Source organism: Lascolabacillus sp., from assembly GCF_028696275.1.
Classification (GTDB): domain Bacteria; phylum Bacteroidota; class Bacteroidia; order Bacteroidales; family Dysgonomonadaceae; genus Proteiniphilum; species Proteiniphilum massiliensis.
Genome location: NZ_JAQVHI010000022.1, coordinates 15,259 through 34,786 on the forward strand (window position 1 = coordinate 15,259; position 19,528 = coordinate 34,786).

A 19,528-nucleotide genomic window follows, 5' to 3' on the forward strand; every position below is an offset into this window, starting at 1 on the left:
TAATTATAAGTTCCGGGTTTTTTTATATAATAATTATTGGATTTCAAACCTTAGATTGAGATATTTTATCTGATAAGATTATTTTCCGGTGGATCTTTTCAGATATTCATAAATAGCTTTTTGTGCTCGTACAGAAGGTTTATTATCATGTTTAAATACATTGTTCAGATTTTCATCTACCCATACTGCACTTTTATTATCAGCAAGCTGAATTCTCAGAATATCTATTATCTGTTTTTTCAGAGATACAGTATAGATAGGGAAAGCAACTTCTATGCGTCGGTGCAAATTTCTCTGCATCCAGTCTGCTGAAGTAAGATAAACATTCTCTTCTCCTTCATTAAAGAAATACCACACTCTCGCATGTTCAAGATATGCACCTACTATTCTTGTTACAGTTATATTTTTACTATAGGGCTGATTAGGAATCAGACAACATATTCCTCTGACAATCAGATCTATTTTTACACCTGCTTCACTTGCGCGATATAGTGCATCTATCATACCTTTATCCTCAAGACTATTCATCTTGAGAATAATATAGCCTATACTACCTTTTTTCACATTCTCAATTTCCCGTTCTATCATACGATGAATCTCGGATAGCATGTTGAACTGTGTTACCAGCAGGTGTTTAAAATTGTGCATATGAGGTTTTCCTTCAAGTACCCGGAATACTTCGTCAATATCTTTTATAAATTCCTTATTAGATGTAAGTAATCCTTTATCTGAGTATATCCGGGCTGTTTTTTCATTAAAATTTCCAGTTCCCAAATATGCATATCCTTTAATCGGCTCATCAGGATCATTGCTGCGTTTACGAACATATGCCAGTTTTGCATGTACTTTTAATCCTGGAAGGCTGTAAATAATTTTTACTCCTGCCTGTTGCATCAGTTCAGATGAAATATAGTTGTTTTCTTCATCGAAACGAGCTTTAAGTTCAACGAAAACCGTCACCTTTTTCCCATTCTTTGCAGCGCTGATTAAACTGTTTATAACAGCTGAGTTTTCTGCAACTCTATACTGAGTAACCTTAATTTCTAAAACTTTAGGGTCAAATGCTGCTTGTAACAGAAATCTAAGCAGGTAGTCAAAAGATTGATAAGGAAAATGCAGCAAAACATCCTGCTTTCTTAATACACGTAATACAGAGTTGTGAGATTCCAGCTCAGGTACTCTTAATGGTTGTGGAAGTTGTTGCTTTAATGCATTTCCAACAGGATTTGGCAGTTGTGCAAGATCGGACAAATTTAGGTATTGACCTGAGGGAAGTAGCTCTTCTTCTTCTATTTCATATGCCTCGCATAGATAATTAAGAAAATAATCAGGCATATTCTTATCGTATTGAAAACGAGTTACAGCTCCTATCTTACGTTTGCGTACTTTTTTCAATATCTCTTCAGCTATATCTTTCTGATCTTCATCTTCGAGTGAGAAATCAGCATCACGCGAAATCTTTATACTAAAACAGTCCATAATTTCATACCCGGGGAAAACACTTTTCAGGTTTGCTTTAATTACATCATCAATAAACATAATGTAATAATTACCACCATAAGAGGGCAATTCAATAAACCTGGGTATCTTGGTATATGGAATCTTCATTATAGCGTAAGTGTAATTTGAAGGATCATCTTCAATCTTTTTTTTCTTTTTAAGCAGACTGATTGTTTGATATATACGACCATCCTGAATGAATGAGTGAATATCATCTTTTTGAATGATCATTGGCTGAAGATATGGAAAAACTTCTTCATTGAAATATTTCTCTACATAGCTCTTATGAAAGGATTTTACTTCGTGAGTTTGATATAGTACAATACTATTCCTTTTCAGTTCAGGAAGAATCATATTATTAAATATATTATAATACTCTTTTTCCTGTGAAGTTACTTCGTTGTTAATCTGAACTATTGTTTTTAGCGCCTCTTCAACTGATTCATCGCGATTAATTCTTTCAAGTAGAGAACTATGATAACCGCTTACTCTGATTTTATAGAACTCCTCTAAATTTGAGGAGTAAATTGATAAGAATTTTATTCGCTCATAAACCGGCAGCCGCTCATCTTTAGCTTCAAGCAGAACACGATAGTTAAAAGACAGCCAGCTTATATCACGTTTAAAATACGAGTATTGATGATTTTTCATTGTAAAGGGGTTGTAACTGTTTATTTATACTCAAAAATACGAAGTTTGTTTGAATAAAAGACATTTTGACAATATTTAGGATTGAAAATAATAGTACAAATTATTGAATCAGTTGTTTTCTATTTAAAAATCTATCTTTGTTGTCAAGAAACAATGTAATTTATATGAAGAAAATTGGGTTGCTGTCTGATACCCACGGATATTGGGACAATAAATTTGAGTTGTATTTCAAGGATTGTGATGAAATATGGCATGCGGGAGATATCGGAACAGTAGAGCTTGCCGAAAGGTTTGAGAATTTTAAACCTTTCAGGGCTGTTTATGGAAATATTGATGACAATATACTAAGAGCTCAATACCCTGATATATTGCGGTTTAACGTAGAGAATATTGATGTCTTGATGACTCATATAGGAGGATATCCGGGTAGATATGATCCTTCTATACGCTCACAGTTACTTGCTAACCCACCGAAATTATTTATAAGTGGTCACTCTCATATACTTAAGGTTATGTATGATAAAAAAATTGAATGCCTTCATATGAATCCGGGAGCTGCTGGTATATACGGTTTTCATAAAGTTCGCACAATTCTGCGATTTATCCTTGATAATGGTAATATCAGAGACTTAGAGGTTATCGAAATAAAGTAGATTTTTAATTCTTTAAAGGCTCTCGAAAAGATAATCCAAGTATCAAATCAGACAAAATGATTATTCTAACTGATTATATCACTCTTTTTTGGTAACTTTGTCTTTTAATTCTATATATAAATCGATCAAAAACTGAGATATGATTTCTTTTTTCAAAACTCCCTCTAATAGTATTATAGCAGTAGAAACAGGAAAAACATTTACTCCTGAAACACTGCGTAAACTAAAATGGTTATTTGGTGAAGCTGAGTTGCTTGATACAGATATAATAGAAAAGCAATATGTTGGACCTCGCCGTGAAATGATTACTCCCTGGAGTACATGTGCTGTAGAAATTACCAGAAATATGGGAATAGATGGTATAACTCGAATAGAAGAATATACCCCTTTTTCAGATAATGGAGATTCATATTTTGATCCAATGCTTCAACGTATATATAAGAAGCTGGATCAGTCAGTTTTCACGATCGACAAAAAGCCTGAAGATATTATTTACATTGATGATATAGAGGCTTACAACCAATCTGAAGGATTGGCCATGAGTGTTGATGAAATAAACTATTTAAACAGTGTTAGCAAAAAGATGGGACGAAAACTCACAGATAGTGAAGTATTTGGGTTCTCTCAAGTTAACTCTGAGCACTGTCGTCACAAAATATTCAATGGAAAATTCATTATAGATGGTGAAGAAAAAGAGATGTCACTGTTTCAGATGATTAAAAAGACCTCTTCTGTCAATCCAAACTCTCTTATTTCAGCATATAAAGATAATGTTGCATTTATACAAGGACCAGTAATTGAACAGTTTGTACCAGCCAGTGGAGATAAACCAGACTATTTTATTACTAAAGAGATTGAGAGTGTATTATCTCTTAAAGCAGAAACTCATAACTTCCCAACAACTGTAGAGCCATTTAATGGAGCATCCACCGGAACTGGTGGTGAAATACGTGACAGACTTGCAGGTGGTAAAGGATCATTACCTATAGCAGGTACTGCAGTTTATATGACTTCATACCCTCGTCTTGAAAGTGATCGCCCCTGGGAACAAACACTCTCCCCTCGAAACTGGTTGTATCAAACACCTGAGCAGATCTTAATTAAGGCTTCAAACGGAGCTTCTGACTTTGGCAACAAATATGGACAGCCTCTGATTTGTGGCTCAGTTCTTACATTTGAGCACACTGAGAACAATAAAAAGTTTGGTTTCGATAAGGTTATCATGCTTGCAGGAGGTGTAGGATATGCAAATAAACGCGATGCAAAGAAAGGCATTCCTGAAAAAGGAGAAAAAATTGTAGTTTTAGGTGGAGATAATTATAGAATTGGAATGGGTGGTGGAGCTGTATCATCAGTTAACACCGGAGAGTATTCTGAAGGTATAGAACTTAATGCTATACAAAGAGCTAATCCTGAAATGCAAAAACGTGTATCTAACGTAATCCGCTCACTTGCAGAGTCTGAAGACAACCCAATTGTTTCAATTCATGATCACGGAGCGGGAGGTCATCTAAACTGCCTATCTGAAATAGTAGAAAGCACAGGTGGCATTATTGAAGTTGATAAACTGCCAGTTGGTGACAAAACTCTTTCTGCCAAAGAGATAATTGGCAACGAGAGTCAGGAACGAATGGGTCTTCTGATGAGTCAAAAAGATATAGAAAGAGTAGAGCGGATAGCATCAAGAGAACAGGCACCACTTTATGTTGTTGGTGAAACTACCGGTGATATGAGATTAACATTCACACAATCTAATGGAGTAAAACCTATTGATATGGAGTTGGATGACTTCTTTGGTAAAACGCCAGAAACTGTGATGAATGACACTACAATAATAGAGGAATACACTAAACCTGAATATGATATACAGAATCTGGAGGAGTATGTAGAAAATGTACTCAAGCTTGAGTCAGTAGCATGTAAGGATTGGCTAACAAATAAGGTAGATAGGTCTGTAACAGGTAAAATAGCTCGTCAGCAATGTCAGGGTGAAATTCAGTTACCTTTAAGCGATTGTGGTGCCGTGGCGCTTGACTACAGAGGACATGCCGGTATTGCTACATCAATAGGACATGCACCTCAAGTAGCTATGATTGATCCTGCTGCTGGATCTGTAATGGCAGTTGCTGAGTCTTTGACAAACATTGTATTTGCTCCACTGGCAAATGGGCTCCAGAGTGTTTCTCTAAGTGCTAACTGGATGTGGCCTTGTAAAAATCCGGGTGAAGATGCAAGACTCTACAAAGCTGTAGAAGCATGCTCCGATTTTGTTTGTGATTTGGGTATCAACATTCCTACAGGAAAAGATTCTCTCTCCATGACACAACAGTATGGAGAAGATAAAATTTACTCTCCGGGAACAGTAATTATTTCTGCAGCAGCAGAGGTTAGCAATATTCGCAAGATTGTATCTCCTGTGTTAGCATATATAAAAGGCACATACATTTATTATATAGATTTCTCATTCGATACATTTAAGCTTGGTGGCTCTGCATTTGCTCAGACTATGAGCAAAATTGGAGATGAGGCTCCAAGTGTAACAGATGCTGAATATTTTAAAAATGCATTTGCAGCGGTACAGGAACTGGTTAACAGAGGCTTAGTTTTATCTGGGCATGATGTTTCAGCCGGAGGTATGATCACAGCAATGCTGGAGATGTGCTTTGCTAATCCAAAAGGGGGACTCGAGTCAAGACTTGATAAAATACGTAATTCAGATCTTATTAAAATACTTTTTTCTGAAAATCCTGGAGTATTGATTCAGGTTAAACATCATAGACTAGTTGAGAAGATTCTTCAGGACTATGGTTTAGGTTTTGCAATAGTAGCCCGACCGATAGAAGATCGTAAACTTGTAATTGCTAAAGACGAATTTGTTAAAGAGTTTGATATTGATAAACTGAGAAATATATGGTACAAGACATCTTATCTGCTTGATAAGAAACAAAGTGGACCTGAACATGCAGAACTAAGATTCAAAAATTATAGTCAACAACCTCTTCAGTTTGAAATCAAACCTGAATTTACCGGTAAAATGGAAGATATGGGACTTAACCCAAATCGTAAAGTAAAATCAGGATTGACTGCAGCAATTATTCGTGAAAAAGGAACTAATGGTGAACGTGAAATGGCATATTCACTATTTCTTGCAGGTTTCGATGTAAAAGATGTTCATATGACTGATCTTACATCTGGAAGAGAAACTTTGGAAGATGTTCAATTAGCAGTTTTCTGTGGAGGATTCTCTAACTCAGACGTTCTTGGTTCCGCAAAAGGCTGGGCAGGTGGATTTAAGTACAATGAGAAAGCTAAAGCAGCTCTTCGTAATTTCTTTGCAAGAGAAGATACATTAAGTCTGGGTGTATGTAATGGATGCCAGTTATTAATGGAAATGGGACTTATTTTCCCTGAACTTGGTGAACAACACCCAAAAATGCAGCACAACACTTCAAACAAGTTCGAATCTACATTTGTAAGTCTTGTAATACCTAAGAATGAATCAGTAATGCTTAAGTCACTTGAAGGAACTAAGTTAGGCATATGGGTTGCACACGGAGAAGGACGCTTCGAATTACCAGGTAATGAAAGTGATTATAATATTGCTGCAAAATACCTTTATGATGAGTATCCTGGTAATCCAAATGGATCCGACTATTCTGCAGCTGCAGTATGCTCAAAAGATGGTCGCCATTTAGCAATGATGCCTCACTTGGAAAGAACAATATTCCCATGGCAAAATGCTTACTATCCTTTTGCTTACAGAAAACATGAGGTTACTCCATGGATGGAAGCATTTGTTAATGCAAGAGAATGGTTATCTGCGCGATAAACGATCAAAGTTGTCCATATTTGTGATAATTGTGAAATCTATTTAACTTAGCAAAAAGATAAAAAGTGACTGAACCTATATTTGAGTGGGAGTTGAAAGTACGCGATTATGAGTGCGATGTACAGGGTCATGTAAACAATGCCAATTACCAACACTATTTTGAAGTAACACGTCATGAGTTTCTTGAAAAAGCAGGACTCAATTTTTATGACCTTCACTCACAAGGCATTGACGCAGTTGTTTCAAGCGTACAAATAAGATATAAAGTACCACTACTTGGAATGAACAAATTTAAGTGTACAATAACAAGACTGGAAAAAGTAAATGTGAAATATATATTTCATCAAGAAATAATAAGAATACCTGATAATGTTATTTGTGCAAAAGCAAAAATTGAAGTCGTAAATCTTATTAATGGTAAACTTTCTAAACCCGATATTTTTGACAAGGCGTTTGCACAATTTATTTAGCTGATCAGCAAGAAAGACATCAAATAAAGTGAGAAGTATTGATTGATCAGATTTAAAAATAGTTTAAACAAGAAATTGACAAATAAATCGTTATACCAAATTGCACTCACACAAATTAAAGGTGTGGGTGTTGCTCATGCCCGTAATTTAATGGAGTTTATGGGTGATGAAGAGGAGATTTTTAAAGGCAGCATATCAAAACTGGAAGCAATACCTCGTATATCAAAACGACTTATATCTGAAATACGCAATCCGGAGGTATTAAGAAAGGCTGAAAAAGAGTTAGAGTTCGTAATTAAAAACAACCTTCATCTTATCTTTTATACAGATGAAAAATATCCACAGAGACTGAATAATTGTGTCGATGCACCCATTCTAATGTATGCAAAAGGGGATGTAGATTTTAATCGTGAAAAAGTTATCAGTATAGTTGGAACACGCAATTCCACAAGATATGGAAATGATTTTAGCAGGGAGTTTATAAAAGAGTTATCACTAAAGTTCCCAGATGTTCAAATTATTAGTGGATTAGCATACGGAATTGATATCTGTGCTCACAGAGCAGCTCTGGAAAATGGACTTTCAACTGTGGCTGTCCTGGGACACGGTCTGGACCGTATTTATCCATATGTTCATCGCCAAACTGCCATAGAAATTACTAAAAACGGGGCACTATTGACAGAATATCCAAGTGAAACTAATCCCGATGGACACAATTTTGTAAGACGCAACCGTATTGTAGCGGGTATGGCAGATGCAACAATAGTGATGGAATCAGGAACAAAAGGAGGTTCACTTATTACTGCAGATATTGCCAATTCATATTTCAGAGAGGTCTTTGCTCTACCTGGTCGTATACATGATAAAATGTCTTACGGGTGCAATAAACTGATTTCAGAAAATAAAGCATTATTACTTCAAAATACCGAGAATTTCATTTCTCAGATGGGATGGGAAATGGATGAGAGAAAGATATTACCAAGGCAAACAGAATTATTTCATGATCTTACACCAGATGAAGAAAAAGTGTATGAAATACTCAAAAAGGATAGCCCAAAACAGCTGAACAATCTTTCAATAGAATTAAATGTTCCACTTACTGAACTTTTAATGACACTTTTAGAGTTAGAAATGAAAAATATTGTAACTGCTCTTCCCGGTGGTATGTATAAAATAGTATGATTTTTTTTCATATCTTTGAGAGGACAATCATGCAGTATTAAATGTTTTGTTCTTCGAATAAATCAAAAGAGTTAAAACTATTTTAGAGGAATAAAAAACAACCTTTTTATTTAAAGTACAGTATTAATTATAAAAAAACAAAAGTATAGAGTTATGGCTGAAGAAAAAGAAAACAAAGTCAACAAGAACACGGAGAAGATTAATGAAAAAAGCAGTGAAAAACTGAAGGCTCTACGTGCAGCAATGGATAAAATAGAAAAGACTTACGGCAAAGGCTCTATCATGAAGATGGGAGATGAGAAAGTTGAAGATATACCTGTAATCTCCTCCGGTTCAATTGGTCTCAATGTTGCACTTGGTGTTGGAGGCTATCCAAGAGGAAGAATTATTGAAATATATGGCCCTGAATCTTCAGGTAAAACTACACTCGCCATTCATGCTATCGCCGAAGCTCAAAAAGCAGGGGGTGTTGCTGCTTTTATAGATGCCGAGAATGCTTTTGATCGTTTCTACGCAGAGAAACTTGGAGCTAACACAGATGAACTTTTAATTTCTCAGCCAAACAGTGGAGAAGAGGCTCTTGAGATAGCAGAACAGCTAATCCGATCAGCTGCTGTGGATATTATTGTAATCGACTCCGTTGCAGCTCTAACCCCTAGAAAAGAACTCGAAGGAGAGATGGGAGATGCCAGCGTTGGTCTGCAGGCACGACTAATGTCACAAGCATTGCGTAAGCTAACATCAGCAATTAGCAAAACAAACACTACATGTATATTCATTAATCAATTACGTGAGAAGATAGGTGTTATGTTTGGCAACCCCGAAACTACTACAGGTGGTAATGCCTTAAAATTTTACGCTTCAGTGCGTTTGGATATTCGCAGTAATGGCACACCTATAAAAGAAGGAGAAAATCAGATAGGCCGACCAACAAGAGTGAGAGTAGTCAAGAATAAAGTTGCTCCTCCCTTTAGAAAAGCTGAATTTGATATTATGTACGGTGAAGGAATCTCTAAAATTGGAGAGATTATAGATATAGGTGTTGAACTTGAAATAATAAAGAAGAGTGGTTCCTGGTATAGCTACAAAGAAACTAAACTCGGTCAAGGTCGTGATGCCGCCAAAATAGCTGTCAGAGACAATCCTGAGCTGGCAGAAGAGATTGAAGGTCTAATATACGAAGCTCTTAAAGAACAAAATAAATAATCTGAGTTTAATTATTCAGATTCCACAAAAGAGGTTTCCTAAAGAAACCTCTTTTTGCTAATTATATTTTTAATAAAGAATTCAGTTATAATTCACCATAATTCAATAACTTCCGTTTTTCATTGAACACCATTGCCTCAGTTTTGTTATAATTTTCCGATCGATAAATTAATTTAAACGTATTTTTAGTTTTCATTGTAGTTATTACAGTTACCTATAAAAATCCTACTATATACAGAACTAAATTTAAAAGAGGGAATAAAATAAATTCGTATTATTGTATAAAAAAACAATCATGACTGAAAGAGCATTAGAACTAATCAAACAGTTTAATCCTAAGCCTGTTGAAATTCCAATTAATAAGTGTGAGCTTGAGGAGATAGTTGAAGTTTTATATACTTCGATGTTCCCTGTTTGTGAATGTAAAAACTCTACCAGCTTTAGAGATGGATTAATAGTCGCTATAGAGAAGCTACACCGTAATATTGAAGGTGTGAAAGATACTGAAACAGCTGATCAAATTATAGAATCTTTTTTGGAAAGTTTACCTGCAATTCATCAAAGGCTTTATGAAGATGCACACTGTTATCTGCAATCAGACCCTGCGGCTAAATCCCTTGAAGAGGTTATCCTTACCTACCCTGGCTTTTTTGCACTCAGTATCCACCGTATAGCACATAAACTACATGAATTAGGTGTACCACTTATTGCCAGACATTTTTCCGAATATGCTCATTCAAAAGTTGGAATTGATATCCACCCTGCAGCTAAAATAGGTAAAAATCTATTTATGGATCATGGCACAGGTATAGTAATTGGTGAAACAACAGAAATTGGTGATAATGTAAAAATCTACCAGGGTGTTACATTAGGAGCCCTTTTTGTTGAAAAGAAATTATCTGATATCAAACGACACCCCACTGTAGAAGACAATGTAGTTATTTATGCTAATGCCACAATATTAGGAGGAAAGACCGTAATTGGCCATAATTCAACCATTGGTGGAGGCTCATGGCTCACTCAAAGTGTCATTCCTTATTCACTGGTTTACAACTCTGTAGATGTAAAAATACGTACTGTTAAGAGCTTTGTAGAACCTCACGATTTCGTTATTTAATTTAAATAACACATTTTACTTTTTTATTAATTACAGTTGTAGTTAAGGCAAAAATCTGAAACAGCAAGAACTTCTTAATCATTAAAAAGAATAGTTTCAAATATGAAATACAATAACATTTTAGAAACAGTAGGAAATACTCCACATGTTCGACTAAACAAGTTATTCCCATACCACGATGTATGGATTAAACTTGAAAAGCAGAATCCTGCAGGCAGTATAAAAGATCGTATAGCACTATCAATGATTGAGGATGCTGAGAGAATGGGAATAATAAAACCTGGAGACACCATTATTGAACCAACTTCTGGTAATACAGGAGTGGGACTTGCATTCTGCGGGGCAGTAAAAGGGTACAATGTTATCATCGTAATGCCTGAGTCTATGTCGGTTGAGAGAAGACAAATTATAAGTCTGTATGGAGCAGAACTAGTTCTCACCCCACGTGAAAAAGGAATGAGAGGAGCGATCGAGAAAGCAGGTGAACTGCAAAATGATATTCCGGGATCATGGATACCACAACAATTTCAGAATTTATCAAATCCAAAAATACATGCAAAAACAACAGCACAGGAGATAATCAAAGATTTTCCTGAAGGGATTGATTACCTGATTACAGGAATTGGAACAGGCGGACATATCACTGGTGTTGGTCGTGAACTTAAAAAGAGATTCTCTGAAATAGAGGTAATTGGAGTTGAGCCTATGGACTCTCCTATAATCTCAGAGGGAAGATCAGGACCGCACTCAATTCAGGGCATAGGAGCCGGTTTTATACCAGATACTCTTGACCTGGATGTTCTGGATGATGTAATAAAAGTAACCAAAGAAGAGGCTTTTGAATCTGCTCGTAAACTAGCTAGAGAAGAAGGAATATTTGGTGGAATCTCCACCGGTGCCTCCATTGCTGCGGTAATTAAAAAGATTGATGATTTAGTAGAGAATAAGCGAATTATAACCTTCAACTATGACACAGGCGAACGCTATTTATCACTTGATGGATTATTCAAATAAAAGGTGGAAGCTAATATAATTCACGTATTAGTTTTTTGTTGAATATAATAAACAAGGTTATTTATATGCTCAATTTTTAGTCAATTCAACTAAAGTTCATACAATCAATTAGATATATTATATCCAGAGATCTCTTCAAGTGTTGCAACAGCAGTCTCTACTGTTTTAACATTATCAATTACAAGAGATCTCTTTTTACCTGCTTCACGTAATTTACAGTTCCGTGGATGAACTTGAACATAATTAAGTAGTTTACCAAATGCAGCAGACTGATAATAAGGCGATTCACTATCTGATACAAGATTTAGCGACATTTTACCATTCTTAAGCATAATTTTTTCAATACCAAGTGGTCTGGCCAAACGCCTCAGTCGCACAATTCGTATAAGCTCCTTACCTTGTTTAGGCATCTTCCCAAACCTATCCTCCATCCTCTCAATGAAATCAAGAATCTCCAGCTCTGTCTCCATATTGTCGAGCTCCCTATAAATCGCAACCCTTTCAGCATCATTAGGAATATATGTAACTGGGAACATAAGCTCGAGGTCACTTTCTACATGCACATCATCAACAAAATCCTCATCCTTTGCCTTTTCACTCAATTCCTCATTATACAGATCTGAAAACTCCTCTTTTCTCAATTCCTGAACAGCCTCAGCAAGAATTTTTCTGTAGGTTTCATAACCCAGATCAGCTATAAATCCGCTCTGTTCAGCTCCCAGCAAATTACCGGCACCTCTGATATCCAAGTCCTGCATGGCAATATGCAGACCACTCCCTAGCTCTGAAAAATTCTCGATTGCCTGCAACCTTCTGCGTGAATCACCGCTCAAAGTATAAAGAGGTGGAGCAAGAAGATAACAAAAAGCCTTACGGTTGCTCCTTCCCACCCTTCCACGTAGCTGATGTAAATCGCTCAATCCAAAATTCTGAGCATCAATCACTATAATAGTATTTACGTTAGGCATATCAATACCCGACTCAATAATGGTAGTAGCTATTAAAATATCCTGCTCATGGTTCATAAAATCAGAGATAACACCCTCAAGTTTTTTAGGATCCATCTGACCATGACCAATAGCAATTCGAACATCTCTTATCTCCCTTTTAATTAATTCTGCAAGTTCATAAATATTCTGGATACGATTATTAACAATGAAAACCTGTCCATTACGGCTCAGTTCAAAATTTATAGCATCCCGAATTAACTCTATATCAAAAGTATGCACTTCTGTCTGAATAGGATAACGATTAGGAGGAGGAGTACTTATTGTTGACAAGTCACGTGAACCCATAAGAGAAAACTGCAAAGTACGTGGTATAGGAGTAGCAGTCATAGTCAACGTATCCACATTCACCTTCAACTGTTTAAGTTTCTCTTTTACAGACACCCCAAACTTTTGTTCCTCATCAATTATAAGAAGTCCCAGATCCTTAAATTTAACATCTTTACTTACCAAACGGTGAGTTCCTATTAAAATATCTATCTTCCCTTCATCCAGATCCTTTAGAATATCTTTTTGCTCTTTAGATGTTCTTACTCTGCTTAAATAATCAACTCTGACAGGGAAATTAGCAAGTCGATCTTTAAATGTATTATAGTGCTGAGTAGCCAGCACAGTTGTAGGAACAAGTACAGCCGTCTGTTTTCCATCTGTTGCTGCCTTAAAAGCAGCCCTGACAGCAATTTCAGTTTTCCCAAACCCTACATCTCCGCAAATCAAACGATCCATGGGCTGTTCACTCTGCATATCAGCCTTCACATCGCGAGTTGCTTTTACCTGATCAGGAGTATCTTCATACATAAAAGAAGCCTCCAGCTCTGTTTGCAGATAGGTATCCTTTGAGAATGCAAATCCTTTCTCCTGCTGCCTTTCAGCATAAAGCTTAATTAAGTCGCGCGCAATATCTTTAATCTTCGACTTAGTCTTCGCTTTTACTTTTTCCCATGCTCCGCTTCCAAGTTTATTTAATTTTGGAGATTCACCCTCCTTACCCTTATACTTAGAAATCTTATGCAATGCATGAATTGAAACGAAAACAGAATCATTATTCAGGTAATTAATTTTAATAACCTCCTGAATCTTATCGCCAATGGGCAGACGTACAAGTCCTGAAAACTTACCGATACCATGATCCATATGCACAACATAATCACCCGGCTGCAACTGATTTATCTCCTTAAGAGTAATGGCAATCTTACCCGAACGTGCCCTGTCTGATTTAAGGCTATACTTATGGAATCTGTCAAATATCTGATGATCAGTAAAACAACATATTTTCAGAGTATCTTCTATGAAACCCTCATGCAGAGTTTTATTCACAGGAATAAAAGGAATAGAATCATTACGATCCTCAAAAATATGAAACAGACGTTTCTGCTGTTTCTCACTATCACTTAATATATAGATAGTATATCCATTATCAATATATTGATGCAGTGAGTCGGTCAGCAGATCAAAATTCTTATGATACAAAGGTTGAGCAGAAGTTTTGAAATTAATTACAGCATCAGCTGTTTCCTGCATTTTAGCATCAAACCTAATCTGTTTAAAAGATTTTACAGAGGATAAAAACTCATCTTTTGTCAGAAGATCCGCCTTTACAAATTTAACATCCTGTGGATCAATCTCTATATGCAGATCATCTTCATTAAGTGATTCAATACGACTGATTATCCATCTGATATCTTCAATCCCGATTATTGAAGAAACAGGCAGTAAGTTGAAGATAGATGAATTCTTATTACTATTTCTTCCAAACTCGGGAACAATACGAATAGTATCAAATCTCTCTTTAGAGAGCTGAGTTTCCATATCGAAGTTACGAATTGTCTCAACCTCATCACCAAAGAAATCTATTCTGAATGGAAATTCTGATGCAAAAGAAAACACATCAAGAATACTACCCCTCTGCGCATATTGACCGGGCTCATATACATAGTCCACATACTGAAATCCATAATCGTCAAGAACCTCACTAATGAATGATGAGTCGACCTTCTCCCCCACCGAAACAGTTAATGTCTGTTCTCTCAAATGATCACCCGAAACCGTCTTTTCGGCAAGAGCATCCGGGTAACTCACAATTATCAGCGAGTTATTCTCCTCTTGTAACCTGCTTAATGTTTCAGTTCTCAAAATCTCATTAGCCGCATCAAGCTGTCCAAATTTTGCAGCTCTTTTATATGCAGAAGGGAAGAATAGCACATCTTTTGAACCTACTATCTGTGTCAGGTCATGATAAAAATACCCTGCAGATTCAGCATCATTCAATATATAGAGATAAACGCCTGAATTTTTATTAAAAAGAGCAGATGAAAACAGTGCACGCGACGATCCGTGCAAACCCTTTACCGATATAACATCTGCTTTTTTCAGTATTGAGCCTGCTGCCGAAACCTCAGGTAGCTTTCCAACTAACTGCTGTAGTTCTGTAATGTCTAAAGTTTTAACCATTAATACGAAAGTGCAAAGGTATATTTTTTTTCTTATCTTTGCGATGACAGGAATAGAAAATAGATTATGCAAATAGAGACCAGATTTACACCTGATTATATATTCGAGAGCAGTTGGGAAGTGTGCAATAAAGTTGGAGGAATTTACACAGTACTATCCACACGTGCAAACTCACTTCAAAAGATCCATAAAGATCAGATTTTCTTTATCGGACCTGACATATGGAAAGATAATGAAAGCCCCTGGTTTAAAGCTGATGATTCAATGTTTGCCGAGTGGCGTGACTATGCATTTAAGAGTCAGAACCTCGAAATACGTGCCGGAAGATGGGATGTGCCGGGGGAACCAATTGTTTTCCTTGTAAAGTTTGAACAGTTTCTTAGTCGACAGAACGAACTATATGCCAGAATGTGGCAGGATTACGGCGTTGACTCAATCGCGGCATATGGGGATTATCACGAATCCACAATGTTTGCCTATGCAACAGGAATGCTTATAGAAAACTTCTACAGATTTCATCATCTGGAGTCGTTCAATGTAATAGCACATTTCAACGAGTGGATGTTAGGAGCAGGAGCGCTTTACATAAAGAAATATGTCCCAAAGATTGCGACAATGTTTACAACACATGCAACCTCAATTGGTCGCTCCATCGCCGGTAATAATTTACCGCTTTATGGTCATCTCCATGAGTATAATGGCGATCAGATGGCACGTGAGTTAAATATGGCAGCTAAACACTCAATTGAAAAGAAAGCTGCATTGAATGTGGACTGTTTCACAACGGTCAGTGATATTACTGCAGAAGAGTGTGCACAGCTCCTACAGCGCAGACCAGATGTTATAACACCTAATGGCTTTGAAAAAGACTTCATTCCTAAAGGCAGTAAATACACAAGTAAACATAAAAATGCCCGAAAAACATTACTGGAAGTGGCTGAAAAGACTTTAGGACACCCAGTTCACAGAGACGCACTTCTTGTTGGAATCAGCGGCAGGTATGAGTATAAGAATAAAGGGATTGATCTTTTTATTGATTCCTTAAGGCATCTGAAGGCAATGAAAGAGCTTACACGAGATGTTATTGGCTTCATAATGGTTCCTGCCTGGATAAAAGGCCCCCGCAAAGATCTTCAATTACGGCTCAATAATTTACCTGTTGATGAAAGCTTAAATAAAACAGGTATTGTAGATTGTCCTTTTGTAACCCACGAGCTTATGGATCCTCATCATGATAATGTCATAAATCATATTAAACATGCCGGACTCTGCAATGAACCAAACGATAGAGTAAAAATAATTTTTGTTCCATCATATCTTAATGGAGATGACGGAATATTTAATCTTGATTATTACGATCTGCTTATTGGTCTGGATATGTCAGTATTCCCCTCCTATTACGAACCATGGGGATACACTCCGCACGAGAGCGTTGCATTTTCCATACCAACAATAACAACTACTCTCTCAGGATTTGGAGTCTGGGCTAAAAAGAAGGGGGATCGTAAACCAGGTCTCAATGATGGTGTCGAAGTTATTTACCGTAATGATGACAACTATACTGAAGTATATGAAGAAATCGCATCCATAATATATGATTACACACTAAAAAGTGCCGAACAGATCTCAATCTTAAAAAAGAGTGCAGCAGAACTATCCAATAAAGCAGACTGGGCACACTTCATAAAGTATTACCGTGAAGCTTATGGCAAAGCGTTGCATAATTCATACATAAGATTATCTAAACCTTATAAACTAAGTTCAGAATAAATCAATTATCTTTGCTCTGTTCATCTTTTATTATTAAGAGTTATCACCTAATTTCTAAAGAAAAATAAATAAATAAAACCAACTATAATGATTATAAAATCAAATTATTCAAATAGTCCTGTTTGGAGAGATATTCATGTACACGCTGTTTTACCCCCCGAGCTTCAACCACTGGAAGAGATATCTCATAATCTGTGGTGGGTATGGAACGAAGAAGTAAAAGCCATTCTGGAGACATTAGATACAGAAGAGTGGGAAAAAAGCGGAAAGAATCCAGTCGTCATGTTACAAAATCTTAGATCAGATATAACTGAAAGATTAGTAAATGATAAACCACTGGTTGAACGTATCCAACGTGTTTATGCTCAATTCAAGGAATATATGAATGTTCCTTATAATACGGAAAGACCAAGTATAGCCTATTTCAGTATGGAGTATGGATTATCTCACGTATTAAAAATATATTCCGGGGGATTGGGAGTTCTTGCAGGAGATTACCTAAAAGAAGCAAGTGACAGTAGGGTTGACATGACTGCTGTAGGCTTTCTTTATAAATATGGATACTTCACACAAAGTCTGTCAGTTGACGGGCAACAAATTGCCAACTACGAGGCACAGAGCTTCGGAAATCTCCCAATCAGTCAAGTTATGAATGAAGATGGTACACCTATGATACTTGAGGTGCCTTTTCATGACAGAATAATATATTCATACATCTGGAAAGTAGCTGTCGGTCGCATTAATCTTTACCTGATGGATACTGACTTCGATCACAACAGTCATTATGACCGCTCAATCACTCACCAGCTATATGGAGGTGACTGGGAAAACCGTATGAAACAGGAGTTTTTACTTGGAATTGGAGGAATTCTGCTTCTCAATAAACTTGGGATTAAAAAAGATGTATATCATATGAACGAAGGTCACGCAGCCTTTATAAATGTACAGCGTCTTTTTGATTATGTAGTCGGAGAAAATCTTCCTTTCAACCTGGCTCTCGAGATTGTACGTGCTTCCTCGTTATATACAGTACACACACCTGTACCTGCTGGCCATGACTATTTCGATGAAGCACTTATAGGTAAATACATGACACCTATAATTGAGAAGATAGGTATTCCATGGCAACAATTCATGGATATGGGTAGATCCACTCCCGGCTCAAACGAGAAATTCTCAATGAGTGTATTTGCACTAAATACAGCTCAGGAGGCTAATGGTGTAAGTAAATTACATGGAACAGTTTCACAAAAAATGTTCCAGCCGGTATGGAGCGGTTACTTTCCTGAAGAATTACATGTAAGTTATGTTACCAATGGTGTTCACCTTCCAAGCTGGGCTACTTCGAGTGTGAAAGAGCTTTTTGCAAAACATTTCGGTAGTGATTTCTTTGAAGATCAGTCGAACACCAACCTGTGGAATAACATCTGGAATGTCAGTGATGATGAACTTTGGTCACTGCGTTGTCATCTTAAAAAGAAGCTTGTAGATTATATAAAAGTGGAGTTTACTGATGGTTGGCTAAAGAATCAGGCTGATCCAACAAGAATAATGAACATACTTGAAGAGGTTAATCCAAATGCTTTACTAATAGGTTTCTCCAGAAGATTTGCTACCTATAAGCGTGCGCATCTGCTGTTCACCGATCTTGACAGACTAGCTAAAATTGTAAACAATCCTAAACACCCTGTTCAGTTTATATTTGCCGGTAAGGCTCACCCCGCTGATGGAGGTGGTCAGGGATTAATTAAACAGATTGTTGAAATATCAAGACGTCCGGAGTTTCTAGGAAAGATAATATTCCTAGAGAATTATGATATGAGACTGGCTAAAAGACTGGTTTCAGGTGTTGACATTTGGTTAAATACCCCTACTCGGGCTCAGGAGGCCTCAGGAACTTCTGGAGAAAAAGCCGAGATGAATGGTGTGTTAAATCTATCTGTTCTGGATGGATGGTGGTATGAGGGTTATAAAGAAGGTGCAGGCTGGGCTCTTACAGAAAAAAGAACATATGACAATCAGGAGTATCAGGATGAGCTTGATGCATCAACAATATACTCTCTTCTTGAAAATGAAATTATCCCTCTCTATTATGCTCGTAATAGTAATGGTTATTCACATGAGTGGATTCAGTACATTAAGAAATCAATGGCTTTAATAGCTCCAATGTGTACTACAAAAAGAATGATGGATGACTATTTCGATCGTTTTTATAACAAACTTGCAGAACGTTCAAAACTACTGCGATTAAACAATTATGCAAAAGCAAAAGAGATAGTTGAGTGGAAAGAGCATACTGCTTCTAATTGGGATTCATTTGAGGTTAAACATATCGAGTTTAACCCGAATCAGAAAATGAATATCAACAATGATAATAAAGAAATATATGGGAAAGTAGTTATAGATAGGAAGAATCTTAAATGCGACCTCGCTGTTGAATGCGTAGTTGTAGATATAGATCCAACATCTAAAACTCCTCAATTCGTAGAATCATACGATTTTGAACTCGTAAAAACAGAAGGTAGTTTGCTACATTTTGAAAGCAGTAAAGCACTAAACGATCCTGGTTCTCATCAATATGGACTACGTGTTTATCCTAAGAATCCAGACCTGCCACATAGAATGGATTTTGCGTATACAAGATGGATATAATTACTGCATAACTATAAATCAAAAAG

Annotated in this window: 11 protein-coding genes; 9 read left to right on the top strand and 2 right to left on the bottom strand. The window is 36.6% G+C overall.

The window, feature by feature from the left end; all coding sequences use genetic code 11:
- Positions 1–78 precede the first annotated feature (78 nt).
- Complete coding sequence (gene ppk1, locus PHO43_RS06840; RefSeq protein ID WP_288011715.1) at positions 79–2,151, bottom strand: polyphosphate kinase 1; 2,073 nt, start codon at positions 2,149–2,151, stop codon at positions 79–81.
- A 164-nt stretch (positions 2,152–2,315) separates the two neighbouring features.
- Between ppk1 and PHO43_RS06845 the strand changes: the two genes are divergently transcribed.
- From PHO43_RS06845 to cysK, 7 genes are all read left to right on the top strand, one after another.
- Complete coding sequence (locus PHO43_RS06845; protein WP_045090209.1) at positions 2,316–2,804, top strand: metallophosphoesterase family protein; 489 nt, start codon at positions 2,316–2,318, stop codon at positions 2,802–2,804.
- 139 nt (positions 2,805–2,943) lie between these two features.
- Positions 2,944–6,633 carry a phosphoribosylformylglycinamidine synthase gene (gene purL, locus PHO43_RS06850; protein ID WP_288009578.1) on the top strand — a complete coding sequence of 1,230 codons (3,690 nt, stop codon included), beginning with the start codon at positions 2,944–2,946 and terminating at the stop codon, positions 6,631–6,633.
- Positions 6,634–6,698: 65 nt separating this feature from the next.
- Positions 6,699–7,103, top strand: coding sequence for an acyl-CoA thioesterase (locus PHO43_RS06855; RefSeq protein ID WP_045090211.1), 405 nt, complete (start codon positions 6,699–6,701; stop codon positions 7,101–7,103).
- A 75-nt stretch (positions 7,104–7,178) separates the two neighbouring features.
- Positions 7,179–8,285 (top strand): DNA-processing protein DprA, encoded by a 1,107-nt coding sequence (gene dprA / locus PHO43_RS06860; RefSeq protein ID WP_045090212.1) that lies wholly within the window; start codon positions 7,179–7,181, stop codon positions 8,283–8,285.
- A 153-nt stretch (positions 8,286–8,438) separates the two neighbouring features.
- Positions 8,439–9,491, top strand: a complete 1,053-nt coding sequence (recA, locus tag PHO43_RS06865; RefSeq protein WP_045090213.1) for a recombinase RecA — start codon at positions 8,439–8,441, stop codon at positions 9,489–9,491.
- 295 nt (positions 9,492–9,786) lie between these two features.
- Positions 9,787–10,608 (top strand): serine O-acetyltransferase EpsC, encoded by an 822-nt coding sequence (gene epsC, locus PHO43_RS06870; protein WP_045090214.1) that lies wholly within the window; start codon positions 9,787–9,789, stop codon positions 10,606–10,608.
- A gap of 102 nt (positions 10,609–10,710) precedes the next feature.
- A complete protein-coding gene (cysK, locus tag PHO43_RS06875; RefSeq protein WP_053825935.1) occupies positions 10,711–11,622 on the top strand; it encodes a cysteine synthase A in 912 nt (303 codons plus the stop codon).
- Between the two features lie 104 nt (positions 11,623–11,726).
- Here cysK and mfd read toward each other — a convergent pair whose 3' ends face one another.
- On the bottom strand, positions 11,727–15,080 hold the full coding sequence (gene mfd, locus PHO43_RS06880; RefSeq protein ID WP_288011718.1) for a transcription-repair coupling factor: 3,354 nt from the start codon (positions 15,078–15,080) through the stop codon (positions 11,727–11,729).
- Positions 15,081–15,146: 66 nt separating this feature from the next.
- On the opposite strand from mfd, the gene PHO43_RS06885 reads away from it, so the two are divergent.
- On the top strand, positions 15,147–16,850 hold the full coding sequence (locus tag PHO43_RS06885; RefSeq protein WP_045090217.1) for a glycosyltransferase family protein: 1,704 nt from the start codon (positions 15,147–15,149) through the stop codon (positions 16,848–16,850).
- Positions 16,851–16,937: 87 nt separating this feature from the next.
- Positions 16,938–19,502, top strand: coding sequence for an alpha-glucan family phosphorylase (gene glgP / locus PHO43_RS06890; RefSeq protein WP_288011720.1), 2,565 nt, complete (start codon positions 16,938–16,940; stop codon positions 19,500–19,502).
- The last annotated feature ends 26 nt before the right edge of the window (positions 19,503–19,528 follow it).

Excerpts from the sequence above, each read along its gene's own strand:
- ppk1 (WP_288011715.1), bottom strand. The coding sequence starts at position 2,151 with ATGAAAAATCATCAATACTCGTATTTTAAACGTGATATAAGCTGGCTG.
- PHO43_RS06845 (WP_045090209.1), top strand. The coding sequence starts at position 2,316 with ATGAAGAAAATTGGGTTGCTGTCTGATACCCACGGATATTGGGACAAT.
- purL (WP_288009578.1), top strand. The coding sequence starts at position 2,944 with ATGATTTCTTTTTTCAAAACTCCCTCTAATAGTATTATAGCAGTAGAA.
- recA (WP_045090213.1), top strand. The coding sequence starts at position 8,439 with ATGGCTGAAGAAAAAGAAAACAAAGTCAACAAGAACACGGAGAAGATT.
- epsC (WP_045090214.1), top strand. The coding sequence starts at position 9,787 with ATGACTGAAAGAGCATTAGAACTAATCAAACAGTTTAATCCTAAGCCT.
- cysK (WP_053825935.1), top strand. The coding sequence starts at position 10,711 with ATGAAATACAATAACATTTTAGAAACAGTAGGAAATACTCCACATGTT.
- mfd (WP_288011718.1), bottom strand. The coding sequence starts at position 15,080 with ATGGTTAAAACTTTAGACATTACAGAACTACAGCAGTTAGTTGGAAAG.
- PHO43_RS06885 (WP_045090217.1), top strand. The coding sequence starts at position 15,147 with ATGCAAATAGAGACCAGATTTACACCTGATTATATATTCGAGAGCAGT.
- glgP (WP_288011720.1), top strand. The coding sequence starts at position 16,938 with ATGATTATAAAATCAAATTATTCAAATAGTCCTGTTTGGAGAGATATT.